Origin of the sequence: Psychrobacter cibarius (genome assembly GCF_016107535.1) — a bacterium.
GTDB lineage: Bacteria > Pseudomonadota > Gammaproteobacteria > Pseudomonadales > Moraxellaceae > Psychrobacter > Psychrobacter cibarius.
This window is the reverse complement of the sequence record NZ_JABASQ010000021.1, coordinates 32,485-55,302: the sequence shown is the minus strand read 5'-3', so window position 1 is coordinate 55,302 and position 22,818 is coordinate 32,485. Positions and strand designations below refer to the sequence as shown.

The following is a 22,818-nucleotide window of genomic DNA, read 5'->3' as shown; positions in this document are numbered from 1 at the left end:
ACGAAAAATTGGCTCGTAATTATAAGTCTATGCTGTATCTAGCTTGTACTATGATCCACTGTAAACTGAATTAGGGACACGCCCTAGTGATTCTCTAATGAACATTCAAACTTCACCTTAATGTTATTCATGTTAAAAATCAAAAAATACAGGCTATATAAAAGTCGTAAGGCGGATGAACCAGCCAATTAAAGTCTTCATTTAGAGTGTTGTCACATGCAAAATGGTCGAAAATAAATATAAATCAACAACAAATTAAGAGTTTCTAACAAATTTTATTGTTTCATCATTTTATGGAAAGTCCTATAACTTGCCATAAAAATCCTTCTATCTACTTTTGATAATAAATACAAGCCATTGATTTAATTGAAATAATTAAAAAAACCCTCATATTTCCTCTCATTAAAACACTTCGTTGCCAATTGGTACTGATAGATTTTAATCCTTGTTTTTTACAAATAATTGCGTTAACCTCGTTTAACTGTACTTTGATACATAACCCGTACATAGCTACTAATAAACTTTGCATTTAATTATATTTTGGTTGTAGCTCGTACGTATAGTTAGCGAATTGTAGATTGCAAGCTTTCAAATACACTACTTAATTAACGGTTTAATAACAAAGACACACGTAAGGCCTTCTAAAACCTTTATTAATTTAGCAATGTTAGAAAATTTGTAAATAGCACATATAGCGGACTCTATACTCAACCTTTGTATTTAGATTGGGTATTCTACTAATATCGTTAGCTGTCATTTGAGCGTTTCATAAGTATCTTTGGTCGTATTATCCTGACCCGCTTATGATAATAAAATGAAAAATTACCATACCTTAAAATCTATAAAAGCCACGTTTAGTATCAATAATTATATGAAAAAAATATTGATGATGCGGCTTTAGAGTTTGTGACGCTGTTAGATTGGTCTAACATTGCCACGCTCAGTCTAGAACTATTAGAGTTAGATTTTAAAGTATAAGTTATAGAGGTATCTATGAATAAGCGTTTATCTGGTTTACTTACCATGTCAGCAGTATTGTTTGCTGGCTCCGCAGTTGCTACTAATGCAAATGCTGTAGAAGCAAAAACCTCTCTTGCGATGATTTCACAAGATAACGCCTCCCATATCGATCGTATACTTGGTGAGCTTAGCCGTCAGCATGATGGCGCATCAAGTTTGGTGAAGTCAGCACGCCAACCAACTTCATTGGCACTTAGCAGCTCGCTGTTAGCCAGTGACACCTCTCAACTGACTAATGATGAAGATGTATTAGAGCGTCTGACAGCCGTAGCCTCTAACTCGGTCAGTAAATTTAAGCAAACAGGCCTAGCCTCTTGGTATGGTCGTAAATTCCATGGTCGTAAAACAGCCAGTGGCGAAACATTCGATATGAATGGTTTGACAGCGGCGCATCGTTCACTGCCATTGAATTGCTATGTTAAAGTCACGAATAAGACTAATGGTAAAAGCGTCGTGGTAAAAGTGAATGATCGTGGTCCATTCCATGGTAACCGTGTGCTAGATTTGTCTTATGGTGCTGCCAAAAAACTCGGTATTACAGGTAAAGGTGTGGGTAATGTTGCTATTGAGCGCGTTTCAGGACCATAATTCTAAAAAACAGTCTATTTGCATTAAACCATAAAAAAACCATAAAAAGCGCCTAACACATCAGTGTTAGGCGCTTTTTTGTAGTTTCAGTTTATTGTATCCATTAGGCTACAGATAAAGCTGTAGCGCTTAGCAATAATTTATAAAACAACCATAATCAAAATGATTAACCCTTACACTTTACAGTTCAAATGCACTTTCAATGGCATCATCAAGACGTTCAACGGCAATCACATTGATGCCTTTAAATTGAGGAGCATCCTTAGCAGGCGCATTGGCTTTTGGAATAATGGCGTGCTTAAATCCATGTTTCATCGCTTCCTTCAAACGTTCTTGACCGTTCGGTACAGGACGGATTTCACCCGACAATCCCACTTCACCAAATACAGCCAATGACGATGGCAACGCTTTTTCTTTAATACTTGAGGCACAAGCCAACAATACTGCTAAGTCAGATCCCGTCTCTATGACCTTGACACCACCGACGACGTTGACATACACATCTTGTCCGCTGGTATGAATGCCGCCATGACGATGCATGACGGCCAGCAGCATGGACAGGCGCTGAAAATCCAATCCTAATGCCATTCGTCTAGGTGAGCCTTGCGAATCATCCACTAACGCTTGTACCTCCACCAACAAGGGTCGTGTGCCTTCGCGGCTGACCATGACGACAGATCCAGCAACGGGTTTGTCATAGCGACTCAAAAATATCGCTGATGGATTGGCGACCTCTTTCAGTCCCATATCTGTCATACCGAAAATACCTAATTCGTTGACGGCACCGAAGCGGTTTTTGACGGCACGAATCATCCGAAAGCGTGAGTCTGATTGACCTTCAAAATATAAGACCGTATCAACCATGTGTTCAAGAACGCGCGGCCCTGCGAGCGTGCCTTCCTTGGTCACGTGACCCACTAAAAATAGCGCGGTGCCAGTCTGTTTGGCGTAGCGAGTCAAGATAGCCGCAGACTCTCGAATTTGACTGACGCCGCCAGGTGCAGAATTGATTGCATCCGTATAAATGGTTTGAATAGAGTCAATAATAGCGATGGCGGGCTGCTCTTGAGTCAAGGCGGCACAAATAGTCTCTACATTGGTTTCGGCCAGTACGCGTAATCTATCGGCCGGTAAATCTAAGCGCCTAGCGCGCATAGCAACCTGTGCCAATGATTCTTCACCAGTCACATACAAGGCGCTACCTGCCAACGAGTCGGCACGTGCCATATTAGTCGCAGTTTGCAGCAAAATCGTCGATTTACCGATACCAGGATCACCGCCGATTAAAACGACTGAACCAGCAACCAATCCACCACCAAGTACACGATCAAACTCACTAATACCAGTTGGTAAGCGTGTGTCTAGCGTTACGCTCACGGCATTGAGCGGCATGACCGCACTATGCGTACCCGAATAATTTCCTGATGGTGCACCACCTGATTCACGAGATGCTGATCGATTTGCTGCTGGTTTAGAAACGTTTTTATTGTGATGCGGCATGCTGACATTTGGTGCTTCAACCAAGCTATTCCATTCACCGCAATCGGTACATTGCCCTGCCCACTTGCCAAAATGCGCGCCGCAATGCTGACAGACATAACTACTTTTATTTTTTGCCATAACGTATGAACCTTATTCAAGTGTCCAATCAAGATTAATTGATAAAATATCGTGACGCTCTGATAAGCGTTAATTTGAGAATGATCTTTGAGATAAATTAGCCATCAGTATGATGGACTAGATCTTATAGAAGAGGTGATGCTAAATATGATGAATAGCTAGATATAGGAAAAGTAGCAAGCGCTGTCTTGAGAACTTAATGGAAATTATAAGTTTAACAGACAGCGTAAATAGTAGCGCGAAAAACACGTTAAGATATTAAGGGTGTATTAAACATTTAAAAATACGCAGAGCTAATCGATGCGCATTTAGCAAAAAAATGTATTCGAGACAAGTACAATATTCAACACATCCTCATTTATACGTGAAAGTCTTTACCCAGATAAACGGCTTTTACCAATTCATTTTCTAACACTTCACTAGAAGTACCCTCAGCGATAATAGAACCTTCTGAGACGATATAAGCTTTCTCACAAATAGCCAAGGTATCGCGAACGTTATGATCGGTAATCAAAACACCAATACCACGATTTTTGAGGGTCAAAATAACGTCTTTGATATCACCAACAGAGATAGGATCCACGCCTGCAAATGGCTCATCTAATAAAATGAATTTTGGGTCAGCCGCCAATGCACGGGCAATTTCACAGCGACGACGCTCACCACCTGATACGCTCATGCCTAATGATTTTCGTACATGCTCTAGATGGAATTCACCGATTAGTTTTTCCAGCTCTTGCTTTTGCTCGCTTTTATTTAATTCTTTGCGAGTTTCTAAAATAGCCAAGATGTTGTCTTCGATAGACAATTTGCGAAAAATAGACGCCTCTTGTGGTAAGTAACCAATTCCTGCACGCGCACGCTCATGCATGGCATATTTAGACAGATCCATTTTTCCTAAAGTGACACGGCCTTTATCCATATTGACCAACCCTACCACCATATAAAAGCTGGTTGTCTTCCCTGCACCATTTGGACCTAATAAACCAACGACTTGCCCTTGTTCTACGGAGAAAGAGACATCTTTCACAACCCAGCGCTTACCATAGCGTTTGCCTAGATTTTGCATTGATAGTCGCGTCGCAGGTGCTGCGTTGTTGTTGGTTGCTAAAGGGTTTGTATTTTTATTATCACTCATAACTTACTCATACGGTTGCAGAATTCAAGCACTGATACACTAAAGGGTGTTGATACAGTTACATTCACCATTCAGCTTTTTAGCGGATGCTACTTTGGCTACCATTACTACTGGGCGGAAAGACTAACTCTACGCGCTGATTACCGCCAGCAGTTGCTTCAACATCACCAGCTTTTAGGCTATAACGAATGACATTACCCGCAAAACTTGCGCCATTTTGAACCAACTTAGCATTACCCGTCAAAGTAACAATACCAGTGACCGCATTATAATCAATCTTATTGGCTTGACCTTTTGCCAGCCCTTTTTCTTGTGTGACCACCTGTTGCATGGTTGCAGGGCGTCCAGTCGCTACTGCCGAGTTGATACTGCGACCCTGTGATAGGTTGACCGTAATGTTATCAGCGGTCATTTTAAACGTACCTTGAGTGATAATGACACTACCCGAGTAGCTGGTAACGCCTGTACGCTCACTATAGGTCGCTTTATCAGCCAATAGTTTGATTTCTTGATTGGCATCTGATGGCAGCGCATGACTGTAAAGTGGTAGTGCCAGCAGCATAACCGTTGGCAGCACATGTAATTGACGCAAGCGGCACGATGTTAGATTAAAGCGTGCTAATGATGAGCGCAAAGTAGGCAAAAATTTAGATGTCATAAAAATCACTCGTTTTATAATGGGTAGTAGGATTTGCAAACTTTATGCTAGCTGCTATTTTTATTACATAGTCAATAAGAGTTACTGCGATCAAAACAATGCTTTATCTTGGCGTTCAGCTGGAGTAAAAGCGACAGCCACTTGACCAAACTCATATTCACCAGTCTCAAGGTTGGCGGTCATGCTAGAAGCTTCAAAACGATTCATGCCTTGTTCAATCTTAACAGGCGCGTCACTATATACTTGCCCTGATTTGGTATTGCCTTTAAGGATACTACCTGTCACCTTTATCGGTTCAATATCTGGCGCGTCTTTATTGCCTTCACTGACCAGTGAAAAGCCCCCTGACAAGCTGAGTTCACCCGTTTGCTGACTGATAGCAGCACTACCCGCTTCAATACGATAACGCTGCTCTGCCGATGGCTCCCAATTCATAGTGATGCCTGACATCTCGTCTAAATTGGTCTCTGGATTGTGCGTCAATGTTTTGGCAGTCATCTCATACTCAGTTTCGCCTTTCTCATTAGTTTGTACCGCTTTGATATCTGTTGCTTCATAATCAACATCGGTCGCTTCCATACTAACTGGCGGCGCTATCTCTCCTTGCTGTTGAAAAAACCAACCTGCAATACCAGCAATAATCAAGGCAAGAACTATTAAAACACGAGTATTCACGACAAATTATCCTGAGTTTTTGCTGCATCAAGCGTATAGTGCGCGATGAAGTCTTGATAGTGTCCATGACCTTTCAAAATGAGGTCACATACTTCACGTACAGCGCCAGTGCCACCTGCTCGGGTGGTGACCATGTCACTGCGATTGATCACTTCAGCATGCGCATTGGGTACTGTTGCAGCAAATCCAACGGTCTGCATCGCTTTAATGTCTGGTAAATCATCGCCCATATAAGCGCAATCGGCAGCCGTAATATTGAGCGCTGGATCAAGTATGGTTAGCAGCTCATTTAAAGCAACCAGCTTATCATCACGACCTTGCACCACATAATTCACGCCCATTTCCGCGGCGCGCTTATCTACCATAGCACTGCTACGACCTGTAATAATAGCCGTCAAAATGCCATAACGTGCTAACGACTTAACGCCTACGCCATCATGAACAGAAAAAGCCTTGGTCTCGATACCATTGGCATCATAGATAATTTGACCGTTTGATAAAATACCATCGACATCCATTATTAACAGCTTTACTTGTCCAGCTTTTTTGATTAAGTCTTGCATCATGTCCCTCTTTCTTAAGGCGATTTTTTACATTTTATTGTTATAAATCGATACTGTGTGAATCTATACTGTATAAACCGATATCTTTATTAATGCTATTTATTTTACACCGGCTTGTAGCAAATCATGTACCGTAATAATTGCTTCTAAACGATCTTGGTCGTCAATAATTAGCAACTGGCTAATACCATTTTCATTCATCACACTGAGCGCGTCTGATGCGCGCATGGTCTTGCTAATGCGCCGTGGATTACTAACCATTACTTCACCCATCGGCGTTTGCAAATCGATGCCTTTTTCTAGACCACGGCGTAGGTCACCATCTGTAAATACCCCAACCACCTTATCATTATCATCGGTCACCACCGTCATTCCTAAGCGCCCAGCAGACATAGTAAAAAGCGCTTCTTGCAGTGGCGCTTGCTGATGAATGAGCGGCAAATCTTCTGACTTAGTATGCATTAAATCTTCAACTCGCGTTAGCAGCTGACGACCTAATGCGCCCGCTGGATGCGATAATGCGAAATCTTCTGAGGTAAAGTTGCGCGCATGGACTAAGGCAACGGCTAATGCATCACCAAGCGCTAAGGTCGCCGTGGTACTGGAAGTAGGAGCAAGATTAAGTGGACAAGCCTCTTGCGATTTACCGAGCGTCAATACAATGTTCGCGGCACGAGGCAACATACCGCGCTTATCACGGCTAATACTAATCAGTGGAATATTTAGGTGTTTGACCACTGGCAGCAGCATCTTAATCTCGTCGGACTCACCAGAGTTAGAGATAGCAAGCAGTACATCACCTTTTACCAACATGCCTAAATCGCCATGCCCAGCTTCACCAGGGTGCATAAAAAAGGCTGGCGTGCCAGTAGAGGCAAACGTCGCCGCTATTTTACGCCCGATCAATCCTGACTTACCCATACCAGTGACCACGACTCGACCCTTACAAGCCAAAATAATATCGCATGCTTGTGCAAACCTATCGTCTATCTGCTCTGTTAGTAAAGCCAATGCCGATATCTCAGTATTAATCGCTTCGATGGCCTTACTAATAAACTGCTCATGGGTTAGATTGATTTGGGTATTACTCATGGATTCGCTCTATTTTATAATGAATCAATACTGTATTTTACTATACTATGCCCAATATTAATAATAATCTACGAAACCAATCACTAACAACTCGGCACGTCATTTCAGACCATTATTATACGTTTGTTTATACAAAAAAAACCCACTATAAAAAGCAGGTTTTGATCGGATAAATCACGTATTAGTAATGCACCTTCGATAATGAATCTTGCTCTCTAACCCTTAGTCTCTAACCATTGTTATCATTAGATCCATCATTTGGTTTTTCCTCAAAACCCGTATTTTCTGCTGGGTTTTCGAAACCACGGTCTTGACCAAAACCGCCACGCTCAAAGCCACGCTCCTGACTCTGACCAAAGCTACCACGCTCAAAACCACGATCTTGACCTTGGCTAAAGCCGCCACGATTAAAACCACTGCGATTAGACGCAAAACCGCGTTCTTCAAAGCCACCTGTGCTAGCAGGATTACTACCGCGTTCAAATCCGCCGCCTTGATAACCTGATGGAGCAGCGCTTTGCGGTTGGGTGCTCGTACCTGTCGTCGTACTGCTACGTGGATTACGTGCCGGCACGACGGTTGAGATAGCGTGTTTGTATACCATTTGACTGACAGTGTTTTTGAGCAATACCACGTACTGATCAAATGATTCAATCTGACCTTGCAGCTTGATACCATTGACCAAAAAAATAGAGACAGGAATGCGATCTTTGCGCAGCGAGTTCAAAAACGGATCTTGTAAAGTTTGTCCTTTTGACATGAGAGCTCTCCTAAATATTATTAATTATGTTTTAGTGCCAATTATTTTAAGTGCCAATTATTTTAAGTGTTAATTTAATTATAATGGCTAACGGCAGATACAATAATAAATTTTCCTTATAAAACGTATCTAAATAAACGCTACTTGTTCTTAAGTGATTCCACTTTATCGCGAATACATTATTATTGTAAATAATTAAGTAACTAGTTGTTTCATTAGTTATTTTTATCAACAAACGTCAATTAATATTGATTAAATACACAGTTAGGCTAGTATTACACCTACTATTTTGATGAATTTAAATTATAACAGCTATCTACGATTTATTTTGATACTAATTGTCATTACTTTATAATAGTTGCATAGAGCTTTTTACAATACTATATTTTTAGTACACCATATTGTATTTATAAGGTATTAACTCATACCATATTTTGAGGCAGTTTATCTCATTTTTATCACCATTTTTAAAATGAGGACACGCCCTAGTATCATTGAGAGATTTAATATAAATAATCTCTTGCCTGCGCCATGGTAGTGAATGCTTTTACCACCATATCGCGGTCTATAGAATAGCCTTCCTCGCTAGAGGTCTCGGCTGCTATCGCCCCATCCATGGAATTACTAGGCAATTTCATGACTTTGCGTAACCATGTGTACTGACGTTTTGCCAATTGTCTTGTCGCATATAATGCCTTATTTTGCATTTGCTGACAAGCAAGTGCCTGGGTCGCATCATCAGATAAGCTTGATTGATCTGAAGACTGGAGTACTTCAAAAGCACTGTAAAATTGCGCTTTATCTAGATGAAGCTGTTCAAATACTGGGTGATCGATGTGTACTAGGTATTCTAGTACTTGTCGATAACCAACGCAGCGCATGGACGGTAGATTTGGTGTTAAAGGATAGCGCTCCAGCAGACCAATGACCTCAGTCACCAACCCATCATTCCACATGATATCTAAACGTTGCTCGATACGTGTATGCAACCATGGACGATCAGGCATGACTGTCAATGCATGCCATTGCTGATTGGGATTATTTGCCAGTGCCTGCTTGGGCTTGCGCTGCCAGTCACTTATAGGGGTATCAGTTTGCAGATAAACTTCAACTGCTCGGGTGATGCGCTGAGTATCAGTCGCATGAAGGCGCTCATGGCTGATCGGATCTATCTCACCTAAATAGTCGTAAAGCACACTAATGCCTTCATCTTGCCGCCACTGCTCCACACGTGCGCGAACACCATCATCACTATCCGGTACTGGAGATAGCCCGTCTAGCAGCGCCATGTAATACATCATAGTACCGCCAACCAGCAACGGTATTTTGCCATTCTCGTGACAGCTATCAATCAAACGGGCAACGTCATTCACAAATTCGGCGACGCTATAGCTCTGCATAAGATCGATAATGTCAACCAAATGATGTGGATAACGCGCCAACTCAATAGCGGTTGGTTTTGCCGTACCGATATTCATATCACGATAAATCAGCGCTGAATCTACTGAAATTAGCTCATAACGCCCTGTATTATATAACTCATAAGCCAGTGCAGTCTTGCCACTTGCTGTCGGCGCCATCAAACACACCACGCTATTATCTGCTAAATTGGCGTTTAGGCGATAAGATGAGCTATCAGATGAAAGTTGCATAGGCTTGCCTTTATTAATGATATTAGTAGCAATAAACTTGAGCGTTATCATTGCTAAAATTTGCTTATTATATTTTTTGTCGTTATAGCTATCTTGACTCAGGCGCAGATAATAGCATCAATGTTGCTAATTGATTACCATCTATCGCTTTAATCGCATGCTGAGTCAGTAACGCGTCGATATCCGTCAAGAACACCATCAAATCTTGCTTTGACATCTGCATGCTCACGGCGGCAAGTTGCTGATTAATGTCATTTGCATTGTGTAACCATTGATCTTTTTTATATGCCCTATTGCTAAGTAAACTTGACTCAAATAATGAACGCATCTTTGATTGCCAATTTTCTGCACCGATCAATACACATTGGCTTTGATGATAAAACAATAACCAAGGCAGCGCTTTGTCCTCAATATATGTCGTGCCAACAGATTCGGTTAATGCCTCATTTAAATGAGTAACAACATCTAGGCAATAAGGCAAAGATGTCGAATGTATTGCGACATCGTTAGCGATACCTCTGGTGTTTTGACTTATTTTCTCAGAAACACTTGGTACGTTTAAGGTTTGAGGCGAATACCTATTTTCTGACAGCTGATAGGGTTGTTTGGGCGCTTTTACCTGATGACTTTTGCTTGAATGAATGGTCGTTGATGTCTTTGGCATTACAGTAGCGAATGCATTATCGATAGACAGATTACTATCTACTATCTGACTATTACCTAGTATTTGAATAGTATCATTAGCATTAGTAGATCTGATCGTCTCTGTAGTCACTACTGTCTTAAGTTTTGTCCGAATCGCATGGCTTACATGCGCCATAATATTATTGAGCGGACTTATTTTGATACGCTGTTTAGATGGATGCACATTGATATTGAGCCACTGAGTGGGCAAATCAAAATAAAGCGCATAGCCAATTCCTACCAACTGAGCAGTTTGGGCAAGTTGGCGTAGCTGATTGCTTATCAATGCTTCTTTGACCAGTCTTCCATTCACATAGATTAATTTTGGTAAGGTGTCCTGCGAATCAGTGATAGGCCATAACCAACCATTAACGCTTGCTTGATCGCCAAAGCCATTATTAACATATTCTCTGGATGGCTGCATTAAACTGGTGAGGTCTATCGCTATTTCTAATGCCTTCTTGGTTAACAGTAACCCAGTCGCTTGCTCAAGACGTGCCAATGGCAAAAGATTGATATTATTATTGCCACTAGCATTTGTAGAAACGGTATTTAAAGACTTTGAATTTGAAAGCCTTGTAGTTGAAGACATGGTACTTAAAGACATCGCACTTGAAGAAAGTGACAAGCGTTTTTTATGGTCATGAAAAAGTGTTAGTGCCACATCTGCTCGCGCCAAAGCCACTTCGCGCACAATCGTTTCGATATGACTGAACTCCGTCGCAATAGATTTCAAATTGCCACGGCGTGCTGGTACATTAAAATATAAATCCTTAACCGTAATGGTCGTACCACGATGATGCACAACTGGCATGAGCTTTGGCGCATCATCTAACACACCCGCGACTTGCAACTGGCGACCGATGCCACTGTCATCATGGCTACTGGTTAAAGTCAGCCGAGATACTGCCGCCGTCGCTGCTAGTGCTTCCCCGCGAAAACCCAACGTCGTAATACCGTGTAAGTTAGCGACATCCGCGACTTTGCTAGTCGCATGACGGGTAATTGCCATGACCATATCATCGGGATGAATGCCCACGCCATTGTCGACCACTTCAATCATACCCATGCCGCCTTGAGTAATATGTATCTCAATATTAGTCGCACCAGCGTCAATGGCATTTTCTAGCAGCTCTTTGACTACGGCTGCTGGGCGTGTCACTACCTCACCCGCTGCCAATTGATTGATGAGCAGCGGCGATAGTTTTTTGATGCGAGTATAAGAACGATTGTCTGGCATTTGCGGCATTAAGAGGTATCGTTGTTTTACGTGATGATAAGTAGTACTGGCAGATATTGATAACTTATATTAAGGTCTGTTGAACATTCAAATGTATAATTAAATCTTAACAGAGGATAAATCTAAGTCTTGCGCTTGCCCAGCCTTCGATAGACGCAGCTCAACTTGACGAGACTCATTATCCTTATCAGTGCTAGTAGCTTGCGTCATATCAATAAACAAGGTGGGCGGCGGTAAATAGCTGTCTGCGCGGCTGGCCCATTCGATGATAACCAACGCGTTTGGCTCATCCAGATATTCATCAAAACCGATAAAAGACAGCTCTTCTGGGTCTTGCAAACGATACAAATCCGCGTGGTAAACTGGCTTGACTGAGCCGTCTGTTTGCTCGATGCTATAAGGCTCAACCAAAGTATAAGTCGGGCTTTTGACGGCACCTGCATGCCCGAGCGCCTGCAACCAATAGCGAGTCAGAGTCGTTTTACCTGCCCCTAAATCACCTGCCAACCAGACACTACCTGTCAAGGGTAAAGCTGCCAATTGCGCAGCCAAACGTTGAGTATCAGCTTCTGTATACAGTGTCAGCGTCTTAGCGTTTTTGTCCTCTGTTGTACTATTAGGCATCAGGCTTACCTACCTGCACTTGCGTCTGTACCTGCATAGTCACCGTTGGGTTAATAAAGCTTTCACCGCGGATCAATTTGGCATATAGCTCAGGGTCGTGCCACTCGGCACTGACTTGATCGCTAAACTCAAACGCTTCTAAATGAAGCTTACCCATTTGCTCATTCGCCACATCATCAGCAAAGCACTGCGCGTAACCGGTAGCGGTTTCGTGTGCAATCACCGAATAAACGCTGACATCAGATTCACCGTTTTGCATTTGGGTTTGTTTTAAAATTTCTTGCGCCCAAAAGAATATCACGCGTGAAAACTGCTCTGCCGATGGCGATACTGGCAAGCTTATCCAGCGCGCACTGAATTTTTTACAGGCAGCGACATACTCAGGGTCGTCTTTATTCCAAAAACAAATCGCATGATCAAAGCTATCGATAATGTCCTTGATAGACGATTTTAATAAGCCAAAATCATAGACCATTTGTCCGTGATCCAAGCGCTTAGCCTCAAGAATCAGTTCAATCTGATAACTATGACCATGGATAGAGTGTTTGCAGCGCTCAGAGCTACAATTACGCACAATATGTGCATTTTCAAATTTAAAAAGTTTACGGATACGCATAACAATCAACCAAAACAGTAAGCATTTTTATGCTAAATATGAATATTATAAAAGTTTGCCGCGACAACTTATCGGCTTGTGGCTTATTATAGCAAATCGTGATGACTCCGTAAGTAAGCACTTATTAATAGCAGTATTGACTAAATAAATCCATGGCATCGAAAATCTACTTATACAACCCATTTATCAGACAAATTTTTAGAAGTAGCATTAAACAAGGGATGAATACAGGATTGACTCGAATCGTAGGTGAATTGTGCTAGTGCTATCTATTGCGACACCTTAAGCATATACTCATTGCAGTACGCACTATTTGCGTCATCAGCATTAATCTAACCTTCCAGCTATTTACACTGGCTTAAAAGGTATTACGGCTTATCTCAAGAGGAAAAAACCATGAGTAAAGGTCAAGACAGTAAAAAGAATGTAAAAAAGAAACCGCTATTAACGGCAAAAGAGAAAAAAGCCGCCAAACAATCTAAGAAAGACGACAACGGCAGTATCTTAGGTAAACATTAATATTTAGTGCATCATTGTGCCATTTAAAAAATGCCAATCGAACCTCACGGTTTGATTGGCATTTTTTATGCTAGGTGCGGTCTTTATGCTAAGCACCGCGCGGCGCAAACATAATAATTGCCATGCCTAATAACGCAACCGCAGAACCTACTATATCCCACGTGGTCGGCCTGATACCATTCACCGTCCACAACCATAAAATAGCCATCGAAATATACACGCCGCCATAAGCCGCGTAGACTCTACCAGCTGCGGCAGGATGTAAAGACAACAGCCAAACGAAAGCGACCAAGCTTAGTACGCCAGGGACAAGCAGCCAAATAGACTTACCTTCTCGCAGCCATAGATAAGGCAAATAGCAGCCCGCGATCTCTGCTAATGCGGTCAGCGCAAACAGTCCAACGGTTTTTAATTCAGTCAAAACCATCTACTCCTAAACGGTGATAAAACCTGTCATATACTGTACGGCATTGCCAGAAATCATTACTCTGTCACCTGCGACGACACAGTCTAAAATACCGCCTCGTTTTGATGCTTGATAAGCGACCAAGTGATTTTTACCCAAACGCTCAGCCCATAATGGTGCTAAAGCAGTATGAGCCGAACCCGTCACTGGGTCTTCATCGCCACCATTGGCTGGCCAAAAATAACGTGAAATAAAATCATAGTTTTTGTAGTCAGCAGACTTAGCCTGACAAGTCACCACCACATCTAAAGGCGCAAGCTGTTTTAGCTGCTCGTTATCACGCGCTACTGTTAATACGTCGGACTCAGCATTATAAATCACAAAATAGGCTTGAGCATTTTTATAGACTTCAATGGGTGCAATAGATAGTCCTGCAAGCAAGCTATCAGGGATACTGTCAACTTTCTCAGGCTTAGTATTAGGAAAGTCCATTTGTATTTTGCTATCGTCTGTTTGCACAATGGTCAATATACCAACCGCTTTGGCTGAAAACTTAATACAGTCTAAATGAGGGTTTTTGTTAAATAACACAAAGGCTGACGCCAAGGTTGCATGCCCGCAAAATGCAATCTCAGTGAATGGTGAAAACCAGCGGATATGATAAATGCCTTTATCATCAAGAACCATAAAAGCTGTCTCGGATAAGTTGTTTTCAAAAGCAATAGACTGCATCAAATCATCAGTGAGCCAGTTATCAGTGATAACAACTGCCGCTGAATTTCCTTTAAAAACGGTATCAGTGAAAGCATCGATGACATTAATTTCTAGTTGCATTTTATGTTCTCGCTTTATTTTTATAGATCTATGGTTTTATAGCTTTATGAATTTTATGGTGTTACTGGCAATATCAATCAACAATAAATAGCTTAGCGCCTATCTTCGTTGACGAACGATGTGCAATCGTATTGTCCGCCACTTGATAAGTCATGCCCGCTGTTAAGGTGAAAGTACGACCATCTTTTAGTTCGGTGTTCAGCTCGCCCTCAACACAGAATAAAATATGTCCTTTATCGCACCAGTGATCGGCAAGGTAGCCTGCGGAGTACTCAACCATATGCACATTGATATTGTTAAATTCGCAAGTCTTCCAATACCCCGTGCCCGTTTCACCTTTATTTTCTACCGCTTCTACTGTCGTCCAATCGGTAATAGCAAAAGGTATATTTTTCATTTCCATAATGTCATCTCCCTGATTTTATTGTTCATTCATTTATCATAAAATCTTTACTTACTATACCTCAAATCCAGCGCCGCACTTTATTTAGATAATCCTGATAAGTTTTGCCGAATTTTCGTGCCATCATCTGCTCTTCTGGCTGGATTTGAAAGCGCGTCATATAAAGTATAAAAATAGGCAATAATACAAACGCCAGAAAGTGAGAAAGATAGAACGCCCAGCCTAATAGTATAAGCACCAAGCCAACATACATCGGATTGCGGCTATACTGATATACGCCGCTGGTCACTAAACTAGAGACCTTCTCTAACGCTTGCGGATTGGGCGTGGTCTGAGCTATTCTAAATTGAGTCACACCCATAATACCTAAGCTCAGCCCTATCACACCCAAACACCCTGCCAGTGTAGTTGAGCCGTTGAGTGAGAACGTCAAAGTAGGAAGCATTTTAGAGACGCCATACATAGCAGCGGCGGTAATAATAACTTGAGCGACTGGAGGGACTTTAAGTGCTAGAGCGTTCATGATTAGACCTTATAGCGCGTTAAATGACAAACCTGAACAATGAGTGCTCATGATACCTGCTAACTATTTTCGTTTTAATTGTTTACTTTTAGCCCTTTACTATTTAAACCGTCAAAAAATAATTATTCTTACCTTTTAGATGGCTTTATCATTTATTTTTATTCTTTGCTCGCTAACCATATCACTGTATTTATACGGTTAACGGGGATTGTTATTTATCAAAATAACGCCATTTATGTAAAGTAAAAACATATATAAAAATATAATACCTCATAGAGGATTATGTCTTAAAGTTGTCTTTAAATTTAAATGAGGAAACTGGCATCATGATGCGTATTGGATTGTTCTTATTGACCAACTTAGCGGTGATTGTGGTATTTAGCATCGTGTTTGGTATTTTATCCAGATTCTTTGGGATTGGTGGCGTACATGGTGCGGGCGGGTTAAATTACACCAGTCTTGCCATTATGTGCGGCGTATACGGCATGGTTGGTTCGATGGTATCACTATTTATCTCGAAGTGGATGGCCAAAAGATCAACGGGAACGGTGGTTATTGAAACGCCAAGCAATGCCACTGAAAAATGGCTTGTAGATACGGTCGCTAGACAAGCGCGAGCGGTAAATATTGGCATGCCAGAAGTAGGAATTTTTAATAATTCTCAGCCAAACGCGTTTGCCACAGGCTGGAATAAAAACAAAGCGTTGGTCGCTGTTTCATCTGGCTTACTGCAAAGCATGACACCCGATGAAGTAGAAGCGGTATTGGCGCATGAAATTGGTCACGTGGCAAACGGTGATATGGTCACGCTGGCGCTCATCCAAGGGGTGGTAAACGCCTTTGTGATGTTCTTTGCGCGTATTATTGGTAGCTTCGTCGATCGGACGGTGTTTAAAAATACCAGTGATAGCCCAGGTATTGGTTACTTCATCACGAGTATTGTGATGGATATTTTGCTTGGATTTTTGGCGTCTGCCATCGTAATGTGGTTCTCGCGTCTACGCGAATTCCGTGCCGATCAGATGGGTGCAAAGCTTGCTAGCAAAGACAAAATGATTAGTGCGCTTGATGCTTTACGTCCTTCCGAGCAGCGTCCCGATCAAATGCCTGAGAGCATGAAAGCATTTGCTATTTCATCAGGACAATCTACGGGCTTTAGTATCGCAAACCTTTTCCGCTCACATCCAACGCTTGATGACCGTATTGCGGCGTTGAGAAATTATAACCCTAGTGAGGGGTGATAGAAGACTCTTGAAATGCTAAGGGCATAATTTGTAGATTGAATTGACCGTCTATGGATTATGCCTTAGCTTTTGATTAAAGCATAGAAAGACCTAGTTAAGCGAATATAAGTCAGTTGTAATTGAGGAACCATTAAATGAATATAGTTGATTCAATCTAAAAGAGATAAAAAGCAACCGAATGTGTATGTCATAACGAGCCCATCTCAGATTCTGTGTAACTGCCATTTAGATTAAATGCCTGCTTATACGATCATCAAACATAATCATAAAGCGATTTAAAGCAGACGTCCAGTTACGGATGGGCATAGACCACTTTTTAGAGGCCTGCTGGGTGGCTAAGTACACCACTTTAAATGCTGCCTGATCAGAGGGGAACACCTTACGCTTATTCACCGCTGTCCGAATCACGCTGTTTAATGATTCAATGGCATTGGTGGTATAGATGACTTTTCTGATGTCTTTAGGGTAGTTAAAGAACACCGTTAAGCCCTCCCAGTTATTGCGCCAAGACTTAACCACATGCGGGTACTCAGTGCCCCATACCTCATCAAAGTGTTCAAGGTTAGCCTCTGCTATCTCAAGCGTATCAGCGCCGTAGATAGCCTTTAGATCAGCCGCTACTGCCTTTTTATTTGTCCAAGGTACAAACTTCATCGAATAGCGCACCATGTGTACGATACACAGCTGAACCTGAGCGTTGGGATAAACGGTATTGATGGCATCAGGGAAGCCCTTTAAACCATCGACACAGGCAATGAGGATATCTTGCACCCCGCGGTTTTGTAGTTCAGTGAGTACGCCTAGCCAGAACTTAGCGCCCTCATTCTCTGATAGCCACATACCAAGCAGCTCTTTTTTACCATTAAGTCCCACACCTAGTGCCAGATAGATAGCCTTGTTGATAATCTGTTTATCTTGACGTATCTTCACGACAATACAGTCTAGATAGACGATAGGATAGACACTGCTTAACGGCCGGTTCTGCCAAGCGGTGATGTCCTCTAAGATGTTGTCAGTGACTCTTGAAACCAGTGTGCTTGAGATGTCGACATCGTAGAGCTCTTTGATGCTCTCTACAATCTCGGTGGTGGTTTGACCTTTGGCGTAAAAGAAGATGATTTTATCGTCAAGACCTGAGATACGGGTCTGATGCTTAGCAACCAATACAGGCTCAAAGCTGCCACCGCGGTCTCTTGGAGTAGATATCTCAAGATCGCCTGTATCACTGCGGACGGTCTTTTTAGTGTGTCCGTTGCGCTTGTTTGGTTTATCTGCTTTCTCATGCTTGGGGTAGCCGAGATGCTCTTCCATCTCAGCCTCTAAGGCAGTATCGATAAAGGATTGCATGAGCTGCTTTTGGAAGTCTTTGATGTTATCAAAGCTTTTCATGCTACCAGCCATTTGCTCGGCCAGTTTTTTAATGTCAGATTGAGTAGTCATTGCTTATTCTCCTGTTAGTGGATTATAAGCAGTTACACAGTTTTTAGGAAAGGCTCGTCATAACTCAAGAGGAGGTTAATGCTGTAACTCCTTTTTAGTCGATTGACTAAACTTCTTTATTCAAAGGAGCCAATTTATTAGAACTAATTCAAAGATAATAAGCTGGACAAGACGTCCAACTTATAGAACCTCTATTATGATATATTGCTTTCAATCACGGAAAAATGCCGCTTTTCTATAAGCATCATCAGAAGCTTGTGCCTCACATTGTTCACAATACTCAGTTATATTTTGATAGTACTCTACAAGCTGATCTTCATCTAAAATATTAGGACATTCTGTTGGTGCTTCTTCACATTCATGATTGTAACCAGGACACTGAACATCTTCGATTAAGTGTCTAATACAGTTATTAAAATGATATTTTTGTGGGTCTGATAATTTATCAAACCCATTAATAACAGCAAATTTTGCAATTCCAATAACAACATCTTTATCTGCATTATTATCAGCAGCAGCTTCTTCAATAATTTCTACATTATTGTTAATAATCTCTTCTAGAGCTTGTAAGTTCATAAAATCCATCCTTATTTATGTAATTTAGAAATTCGATTATCTACTAATATTTTAACTATGTGCAAGTAAGTAATCGTAGTGTGTATATAGCGGATAGCAGGATTGGCTCCCCTACCTCCTCGTAAAATTAAAGTAAAAACTCAGACATAAAAAAAGCCTATCTATAAAAGATAGGCTTTTTTGTTGGATAAAATTACTGATTAAATATCAAACGCTAACGCTCTGTCACCTTCGCTATCTTTGATACGCGTTGGCAAACCAATCTTATTCAGCAGATTGATAAATGGCTTGGCATCCAGCTCTTCGACGTTAACCATCTTGCCAGCATCCCACTCACCAGTTGCGACCAGAATCGCCGCAGCGACCGGTGGTACGCCTGCGGTATAAGAAATACCTTGGCTACCAACCTCATTATAAGCATCTTTATGATCTGAGATATTATAAATAAACACCTCGCTATCAACGCCGTTGATTTTACCTTTGACCTTGTCACCGATGCAGGTCTTGCCCGTATAGTTTGGCGCAAGTGAACTTGGGTCTGGTAGAACCGCTTTCACTACTTTTAATGGGATAACTTCTTGCCCTTCAGCAGTCATCACCGGCTGCTCAGAGAGTAGACCCAAACTTTGTAGCACAGTGAATACATTAATATAATGCTCACCAAAGCCCATCCAAAAACGGATATTTGGTACGTCTAAATTGGCGGATAACGAATGCACTTCATCATGACCACTTAAATAACTGTTTTGCACGCCAACTACCGGTAAATCGTCAGTACGCTTCACTTCGAACATTTTATTAGACTGCCACTTGCTGTCCTGCCAAGAGTAAACCGTACCGGTAAATTCACGGAAGTTAATCTCAGGATCGAAGTTAGTAGCGAAGTATTTGCCGTGGCTGCCAGCATTGATATCAATGATATCGATATCCGTCACCGAACCTGCATCCATCATGTCATAGCCAAGACGCGCATAGGCGTTGACCATACCGGGGTCAAATCCTGCCCCTAAAATCGCCGTGACATTATTGTCCGCACAGCGCTGTTTGCGCTGCCATTCGTAATTGTCATACCATGGCGGCGTCTCACAAATCTTGCGTGGATCTTCGTGAATGGCAGTATCGATATAAGCAACACCTGTCTCGATACAAGCTTCCAATACCGTCATATTGATAAATGCCGAACCGACATTGATGACGATTTGGATACCCGACTCTTGAATCAGCTGTATCAGCGCCTGAGTATCCATAGCATCCACTTGGTGCGTATGCAATACGGCAGGCTGCTTGAAGCTATTCTTATCTTTCACGCTTTGGGCGATAGCATCACATTTATCTTGCGTGCGCGAGGCAATATGAATCTCGCCAAGGATATCGTTATGCATCGCACATTTATGCGCGACCACTTGAGCGACACCACCGGCTCCGATGATGAGTACGTCTTTTTTGCTAGATTTGGCTTGTTGGTTTGTGTTCAATGAACAATCCTCCTTTGTGTCTCTGTCGATACCATCGATAGTGGCGAGTCAAAACAGAAACGAGTGAATGATATGCGTGAATTAAAAAGGAAGACCGAGGAAAACCCACGCACCCGTCGGGCAAAGCACCATTTGATTGTTGGCTTTTGCCCGTGGCGATTATAACAATTTTTATGAAGACATCGGTAAAAATAATGTATAAAAAACAGACGAGTTAAAGTCATTCAAAAACACACTTAAGTCTTTGTTTTCTAAAATTTAAATCAATTTATCGACACAATTAAACTAAGACAAGCTGGCTTTGTAATCTTGATAATCAAATTCGCGCTGCACATCTATACTGCCATCTAGACGACGAATCACAATTGCTGGCATATTAACACCATTGAACCAGTTCTTTTTCACCATGGTATAACCTGCGGCATTACCAAACGCAATCTTATCACCTATTGTTAGGTTATTTGGCAAGGCATACTCACCAAAGATATCGCCCGCCAAACAAGAACGACCATAAATAATGGTATTATCAGCTGACTTAGCGTTCTCGCTGATGGGGGCGATATTGGTAGGGTCGATATCAAGAGAGGCAATATTCATTAAATCACTATTAACAGCCGCTATCGGCGCTGACTCACGGTAAATTAACAAATCAAGCATGTGCGCTTCAATGGATGAATCTACTACAGCGAGATTTTTTTCATTGTGCATAGTATCTAAGACGGTCGTGACCAATGACCCAGCACCATGGATACTTGCCTCACCCGGTTCAAGATAAACTTGCACCCCATATTTTTCACTAAAGCCTTTTAACCTGTCAGCCAGTTTTTCTAGTGGATAATCAGGCGCGATAAAGTGAATACCACCGCCCAAACTCACCCACTCAAGCTGCGCTAAAATATCACCAAATCTGTCTTCGATATCTGCCAAGCTGGCACTAAAGGCTTCAAAGCTGTCATTTTCGCAGTTGTTATGAATCATTACCCCAGTAATGTCATCAATTACCGCTGTAATCTTGTTTTTATCATGTTCACCCAAACGACTAAAAGGACGCGCAGGATCAGCGATGATAAACGATGAATTACTGGTCTTTGGGTTTAAGCGCAGTCCCACTGGTATATTTTTTGCCGCCGCTTGATCTTTAAAAGCATTTAATTGTGAGATAGAGTTAAAGATAATTTTATCAGCATAGCTCAATACTTCATCGATCTCATCAGCGCTATAGGCGACGCTGTAAGCATGAGTTTCTTTTTTATTATCACTGTCTTTACCTTTACCAAAGGTCTCATAGCCCAAACGCACTTCATTGAGTGACGATGACGTTGTGCCGTGCAAATAAGGCTGCATCACATCAAACACGCCCCAAGTGGCAAAGCATTTGAGTGCCAATAATGCTTTAGCGCCCGATAGCTCACACAGCCGCGAGATAATCTGCATATTGGCAACGATTGCCGCTTCATCAAGCATATAATAAGGCGTGGGCGGTAGAGGTGATTGGCTGGTGTTTAGCGAAGTTTTTGCATTCATAAGAGGTTACCTAATAGCTGCTGTTGGCATCATGACAGACATAAATATTTGCGCTATAGTAGACTAAATTCATCATAATTAGAATATCTTATGTCACTATCAACCGATTATTCCACTGCTACTAGCCAAGCTTATTCATCGCAACTCGACCCAAAAAATATTCATTTAGAACATCTTGATGTTAATGCGCGTGCAGTACTGGAGTTTTGGTTCGACAAAGACAATGAGCAATATTGGTTTGCGCAAAATGATACTTTTGATAAGCAAATAAAAGACAAGTTTGCTGATATTTGGCAAGCGGCAAAGCAAGGTGAATGCGTGACATGGCGTAGCGCAAACGCGCCAACCGATAGCAATAGTTCAATCACCGCTTTGGCAGGCAGACTAGCAGAAATTATTGTCTTAGATCAGTTTTCGCGTAATTTATGTCGCGGGCAAGCAGATGCTTTTGCACAAGATAGTATGGCTATCGCATTGGCACAAGAGGCTATTGGACAACCACACTTTGATACATTACCGACTGAATGGCGCAAGTTTACCATCATGCCATTTATGCATTCTGAATCATTGATGATCCATAAGCGCTACTTACCATTGTTTGAGAAATTACATGATGACCATACGCTGGATTTCGAAAATCGTCACAAAGATATCATTGAGCAATTCGGTCGCTATCCGCATCGCAATGACATTTTAGATCGCGAGTCAACGGATGAAGAAGAAGCCTTCTTGCAACAACCGAACTCGTCGTTTTAGCGCTTATATATTTATATGATTGATTGCAATATGATTTATTCTAATACAGTTACTTCAACTCAAAATAAGGGTGAAGTACAAGGCAACCAAGTATAGGCATATATATATTTCAAGCGAGATGAACGCCGAACTTTTTATAGTGCAATGGATTGACTATGATAATAAAGCAAGGGCTGAATCAGATAACT

Annotated in this window: 22 protein-coding genes and 1 pseudogene; 4 read left to right on the top strand and 19 right to left on the bottom strand. The window is 41.7% G+C overall.

Annotated features, from left to right (window positions below):
- Positions 1–1,266: 1,266 nt before the first annotated feature.
- Positions 1,267–1,608: pseudogene (locus tag JFC08_RS14005) on the top strand (septal ring lytic transglycosylase RlpA family protein); the annotation flags it as partial.
- Positions 1,609–1,788: 180 nt separating this feature from the next.
- On the opposite strand, the gene radA reads toward JFC08_RS14005, so the two are convergent.
- From radA to JFC08_RS11090, 11 genes are all read right to left on the bottom strand, one after another.
- Positions 1,789–3,228: a DNA repair protein RadA gene (gene radA, locus JFC08_RS11140; RefSeq protein WP_198330737.1), complete on the bottom strand. Its 1,440-nt coding sequence runs from the start codon at positions 3,226–3,228 to the stop codon at positions 1,789–1,791.
- A gap of 358 nt (positions 3,229–3,586) precedes the next feature.
- A complete protein-coding gene (gene lptB, locus JFC08_RS11135) occupies positions 3,587–4,366 on the bottom strand; it encodes an LPS export ABC transporter ATP-binding protein (RefSeq protein ID WP_198330736.1) in 780 nt (259 codons plus the stop codon).
- 79 nt (positions 4,367–4,445) lie between these two features.
- Complete coding sequence (gene lptA, locus JFC08_RS11130; protein WP_045452840.1) at positions 4,446–5,024, bottom strand: lipopolysaccharide transport periplasmic protein LptA; 579 nt, start codon at positions 5,022–5,024, stop codon at positions 4,446–4,448.
- A 90-nt stretch (positions 5,025–5,114) separates the two neighbouring features.
- Entirely contained in the window at positions 5,115–5,699 is a 585-nt protein-coding gene (gene lptC / locus JFC08_RS11125) for an LPS export ABC transporter periplasmic protein LptC (protein ID WP_198330735.1), read from the bottom strand.
- On the bottom strand, positions 5,696–6,262 hold the full coding sequence (locus JFC08_RS11120) for a KdsC family phosphatase (RefSeq protein ID WP_060491184.1): 567 nt from the start codon (positions 6,260–6,262) through the stop codon (positions 5,696–5,698). The genes lptC and JFC08_RS11120 overlap by 4 nt, the downstream gene beginning before the upstream one ends.
- Positions 6,263–6,361: 99 nt before the next feature.
- Positions 6,362–7,354, bottom strand: a complete 993-nt coding sequence (locus JFC08_RS11115) for a KpsF/GutQ family sugar-phosphate isomerase (protein WP_055124929.1) — start codon at positions 7,352–7,354, stop codon at positions 6,362–6,364.
- Between the two features lie 229 nt (positions 7,355–7,583).
- Positions 7,584–8,114, bottom strand: a complete 531-nt coding sequence (hfq, locus tag JFC08_RS11110) for an RNA chaperone Hfq (RefSeq protein WP_198330734.1) — start codon at positions 8,112–8,114, stop codon at positions 7,584–7,586.
- Positions 8,115–8,617: 503 nt separating this feature from the next.
- The gene (miaA, locus tag JFC08_RS11105) at positions 8,618–9,766 is read right to left on the bottom strand and encodes a tRNA (adenosine(37)-N6)-dimethylallyltransferase MiaA (protein ID WP_198330733.1); all 1,149 of its coding nucleotides are present in this window, start codon (positions 9,764–9,766) and stop codon (positions 8,618–8,620) included.
- Positions 9,767–9,854: 88 nt separating this feature from the next.
- Positions 9,855–11,699 carry a DNA mismatch repair endonuclease MutL gene (mutL, locus tag JFC08_RS11100; RefSeq protein ID WP_198330732.1) on the bottom strand — a complete coding sequence of 615 codons (1,845 nt, stop codon included), beginning with the start codon at positions 11,697–11,699 and terminating at the stop codon, positions 9,855–9,857.
- Between the two features lie 90 nt (positions 11,700–11,789).
- Positions 11,790–12,314, bottom strand: a complete 525-nt coding sequence (tsaE, locus tag JFC08_RS11095) for a tRNA (adenosine(37)-N6)-threonylcarbamoyltransferase complex ATPase subunit type 1 TsaE (RefSeq protein ID WP_198330731.1) — start codon at positions 12,312–12,314, stop codon at positions 11,790–11,792.
- Entirely contained in the window at positions 12,307–12,930 is a 624-nt protein-coding gene (locus JFC08_RS11090) for a 6-pyruvoyl trahydropterin synthase family protein (protein ID WP_045446397.1), read from the bottom strand. Before JFC08_RS11090 ends, tsaE begins: the two co-directional genes overlap by 8 nt.
- A 396-nt stretch (positions 12,931–13,326) precedes the next feature.
- On the opposite strand from JFC08_RS11090, the gene JFC08_RS13905 reads away from it, so the two are divergent.
- On the top strand, positions 13,327–13,449 hold the full coding sequence (locus JFC08_RS13905) for a hypothetical protein (RefSeq protein ID WP_020443648.1): 123 nt from the start codon (positions 13,327–13,329) through the stop codon (positions 13,447–13,449).
- Positions 13,450–13,537: 88 nt separating this feature from the next.
- Here the strand turns inward: JFC08_RS13905 and JFC08_RS11085 are convergent, their stop codons facing one another.
- The 4 genes from JFC08_RS11085 to JFC08_RS11070 all read right to left on the bottom strand — a co-directional run bounded on the left by JFC08_RS11085 (position 13,538) and on the right by JFC08_RS11070 (position 15,615).
- Positions 13,538–13,870 (bottom strand): YnfA family protein, encoded by a 333-nt coding sequence (locus JFC08_RS11085; RefSeq protein ID WP_055125033.1) that lies wholly within the window; start codon positions 13,868–13,870, stop codon positions 13,538–13,540.
- A gap of 12 nt (positions 13,871–13,882) precedes the next feature.
- Positions 13,883–14,689, bottom strand: coding sequence for a PhzF family phenazine biosynthesis protein (locus JFC08_RS11080; protein ID WP_055124933.1), 807 nt, complete (start codon positions 14,687–14,689; stop codon positions 13,883–13,885).
- Between the two features lie 73 nt (positions 14,690–14,762).
- On the bottom strand, positions 14,763–15,092 hold the full coding sequence (locus JFC08_RS11075) for a DHCW motif cupin fold protein (protein WP_055124934.1): 330 nt from the start codon (positions 15,090–15,092) through the stop codon (positions 14,763–14,765).
- 61 nt (positions 15,093–15,153) lie between these two features.
- Positions 15,154–15,615: a methyltransferase family protein gene (locus JFC08_RS11070; protein WP_055124935.1), complete on the bottom strand. Its 462-nt coding sequence runs from the start codon at positions 15,613–15,615 to the stop codon at positions 15,154–15,156.
- A 326-nt stretch (positions 15,616–15,941) separates the two neighbouring features.
- On the opposite strand from JFC08_RS11070, the gene htpX reads away from it, so the two are divergent.
- A complete protein-coding gene (gene htpX, locus JFC08_RS11065; protein WP_055124936.1) occupies positions 15,942–16,856 on the top strand; it encodes a protease HtpX in 915 nt (304 codons plus the stop codon).
- 228 nt (positions 16,857–17,084) lie between these two features.
- Here htpX and JFC08_RS11060 read toward each other — a convergent pair whose 3' ends face one another.
- The 4 genes from JFC08_RS11060 to JFC08_RS11045 all read right to left on the bottom strand — a co-directional run bounded on the left by JFC08_RS11060 (position 17,085) and on the right by JFC08_RS11045 (position 21,874).
- Positions 17,085–18,299, bottom strand: coding sequence for an IS256 family transposase (locus tag JFC08_RS11060; protein ID WP_193009093.1), 1,215 nt, complete (start codon positions 18,297–18,299; stop codon positions 17,085–17,087).
- 210 nt (positions 18,300–18,509) lie between these two features.
- Entirely contained in the window at positions 18,510–18,875 is a 366-nt protein-coding gene (locus JFC08_RS11055) for a hypothetical protein (RefSeq protein ID WP_193008173.1), read from the bottom strand.
- 200 nt (positions 18,876–19,075) lie between these two features.
- Entirely contained in the window at positions 19,076–20,350 is a 1,275-nt protein-coding gene (locus tag JFC08_RS11050) for a saccharopine dehydrogenase family protein (RefSeq protein WP_055124939.1), read from the bottom strand.
- Between the two features lie 285 nt (positions 20,351–20,635).
- Positions 20,636–21,874 (bottom strand): carboxynorspermidine decarboxylase, encoded by a 1,239-nt coding sequence (locus JFC08_RS11045; protein WP_198330730.1) that lies wholly within the window; start codon positions 21,872–21,874, stop codon positions 20,636–20,638.
- 90 nt (positions 21,875–21,964) lie between these two features.
- Between JFC08_RS11045 and JFC08_RS11040 the strand changes: the two genes are divergently transcribed.
- Positions 21,965–22,630: a DUF924 family protein gene (locus tag JFC08_RS11040; protein ID WP_198330729.1), complete on the top strand. Its 666-nt coding sequence runs from the start codon at positions 21,965–21,967 to the stop codon at positions 22,628–22,630.
- The last annotated feature ends 188 nt before the right edge of the window (positions 22,631–22,818 follow it).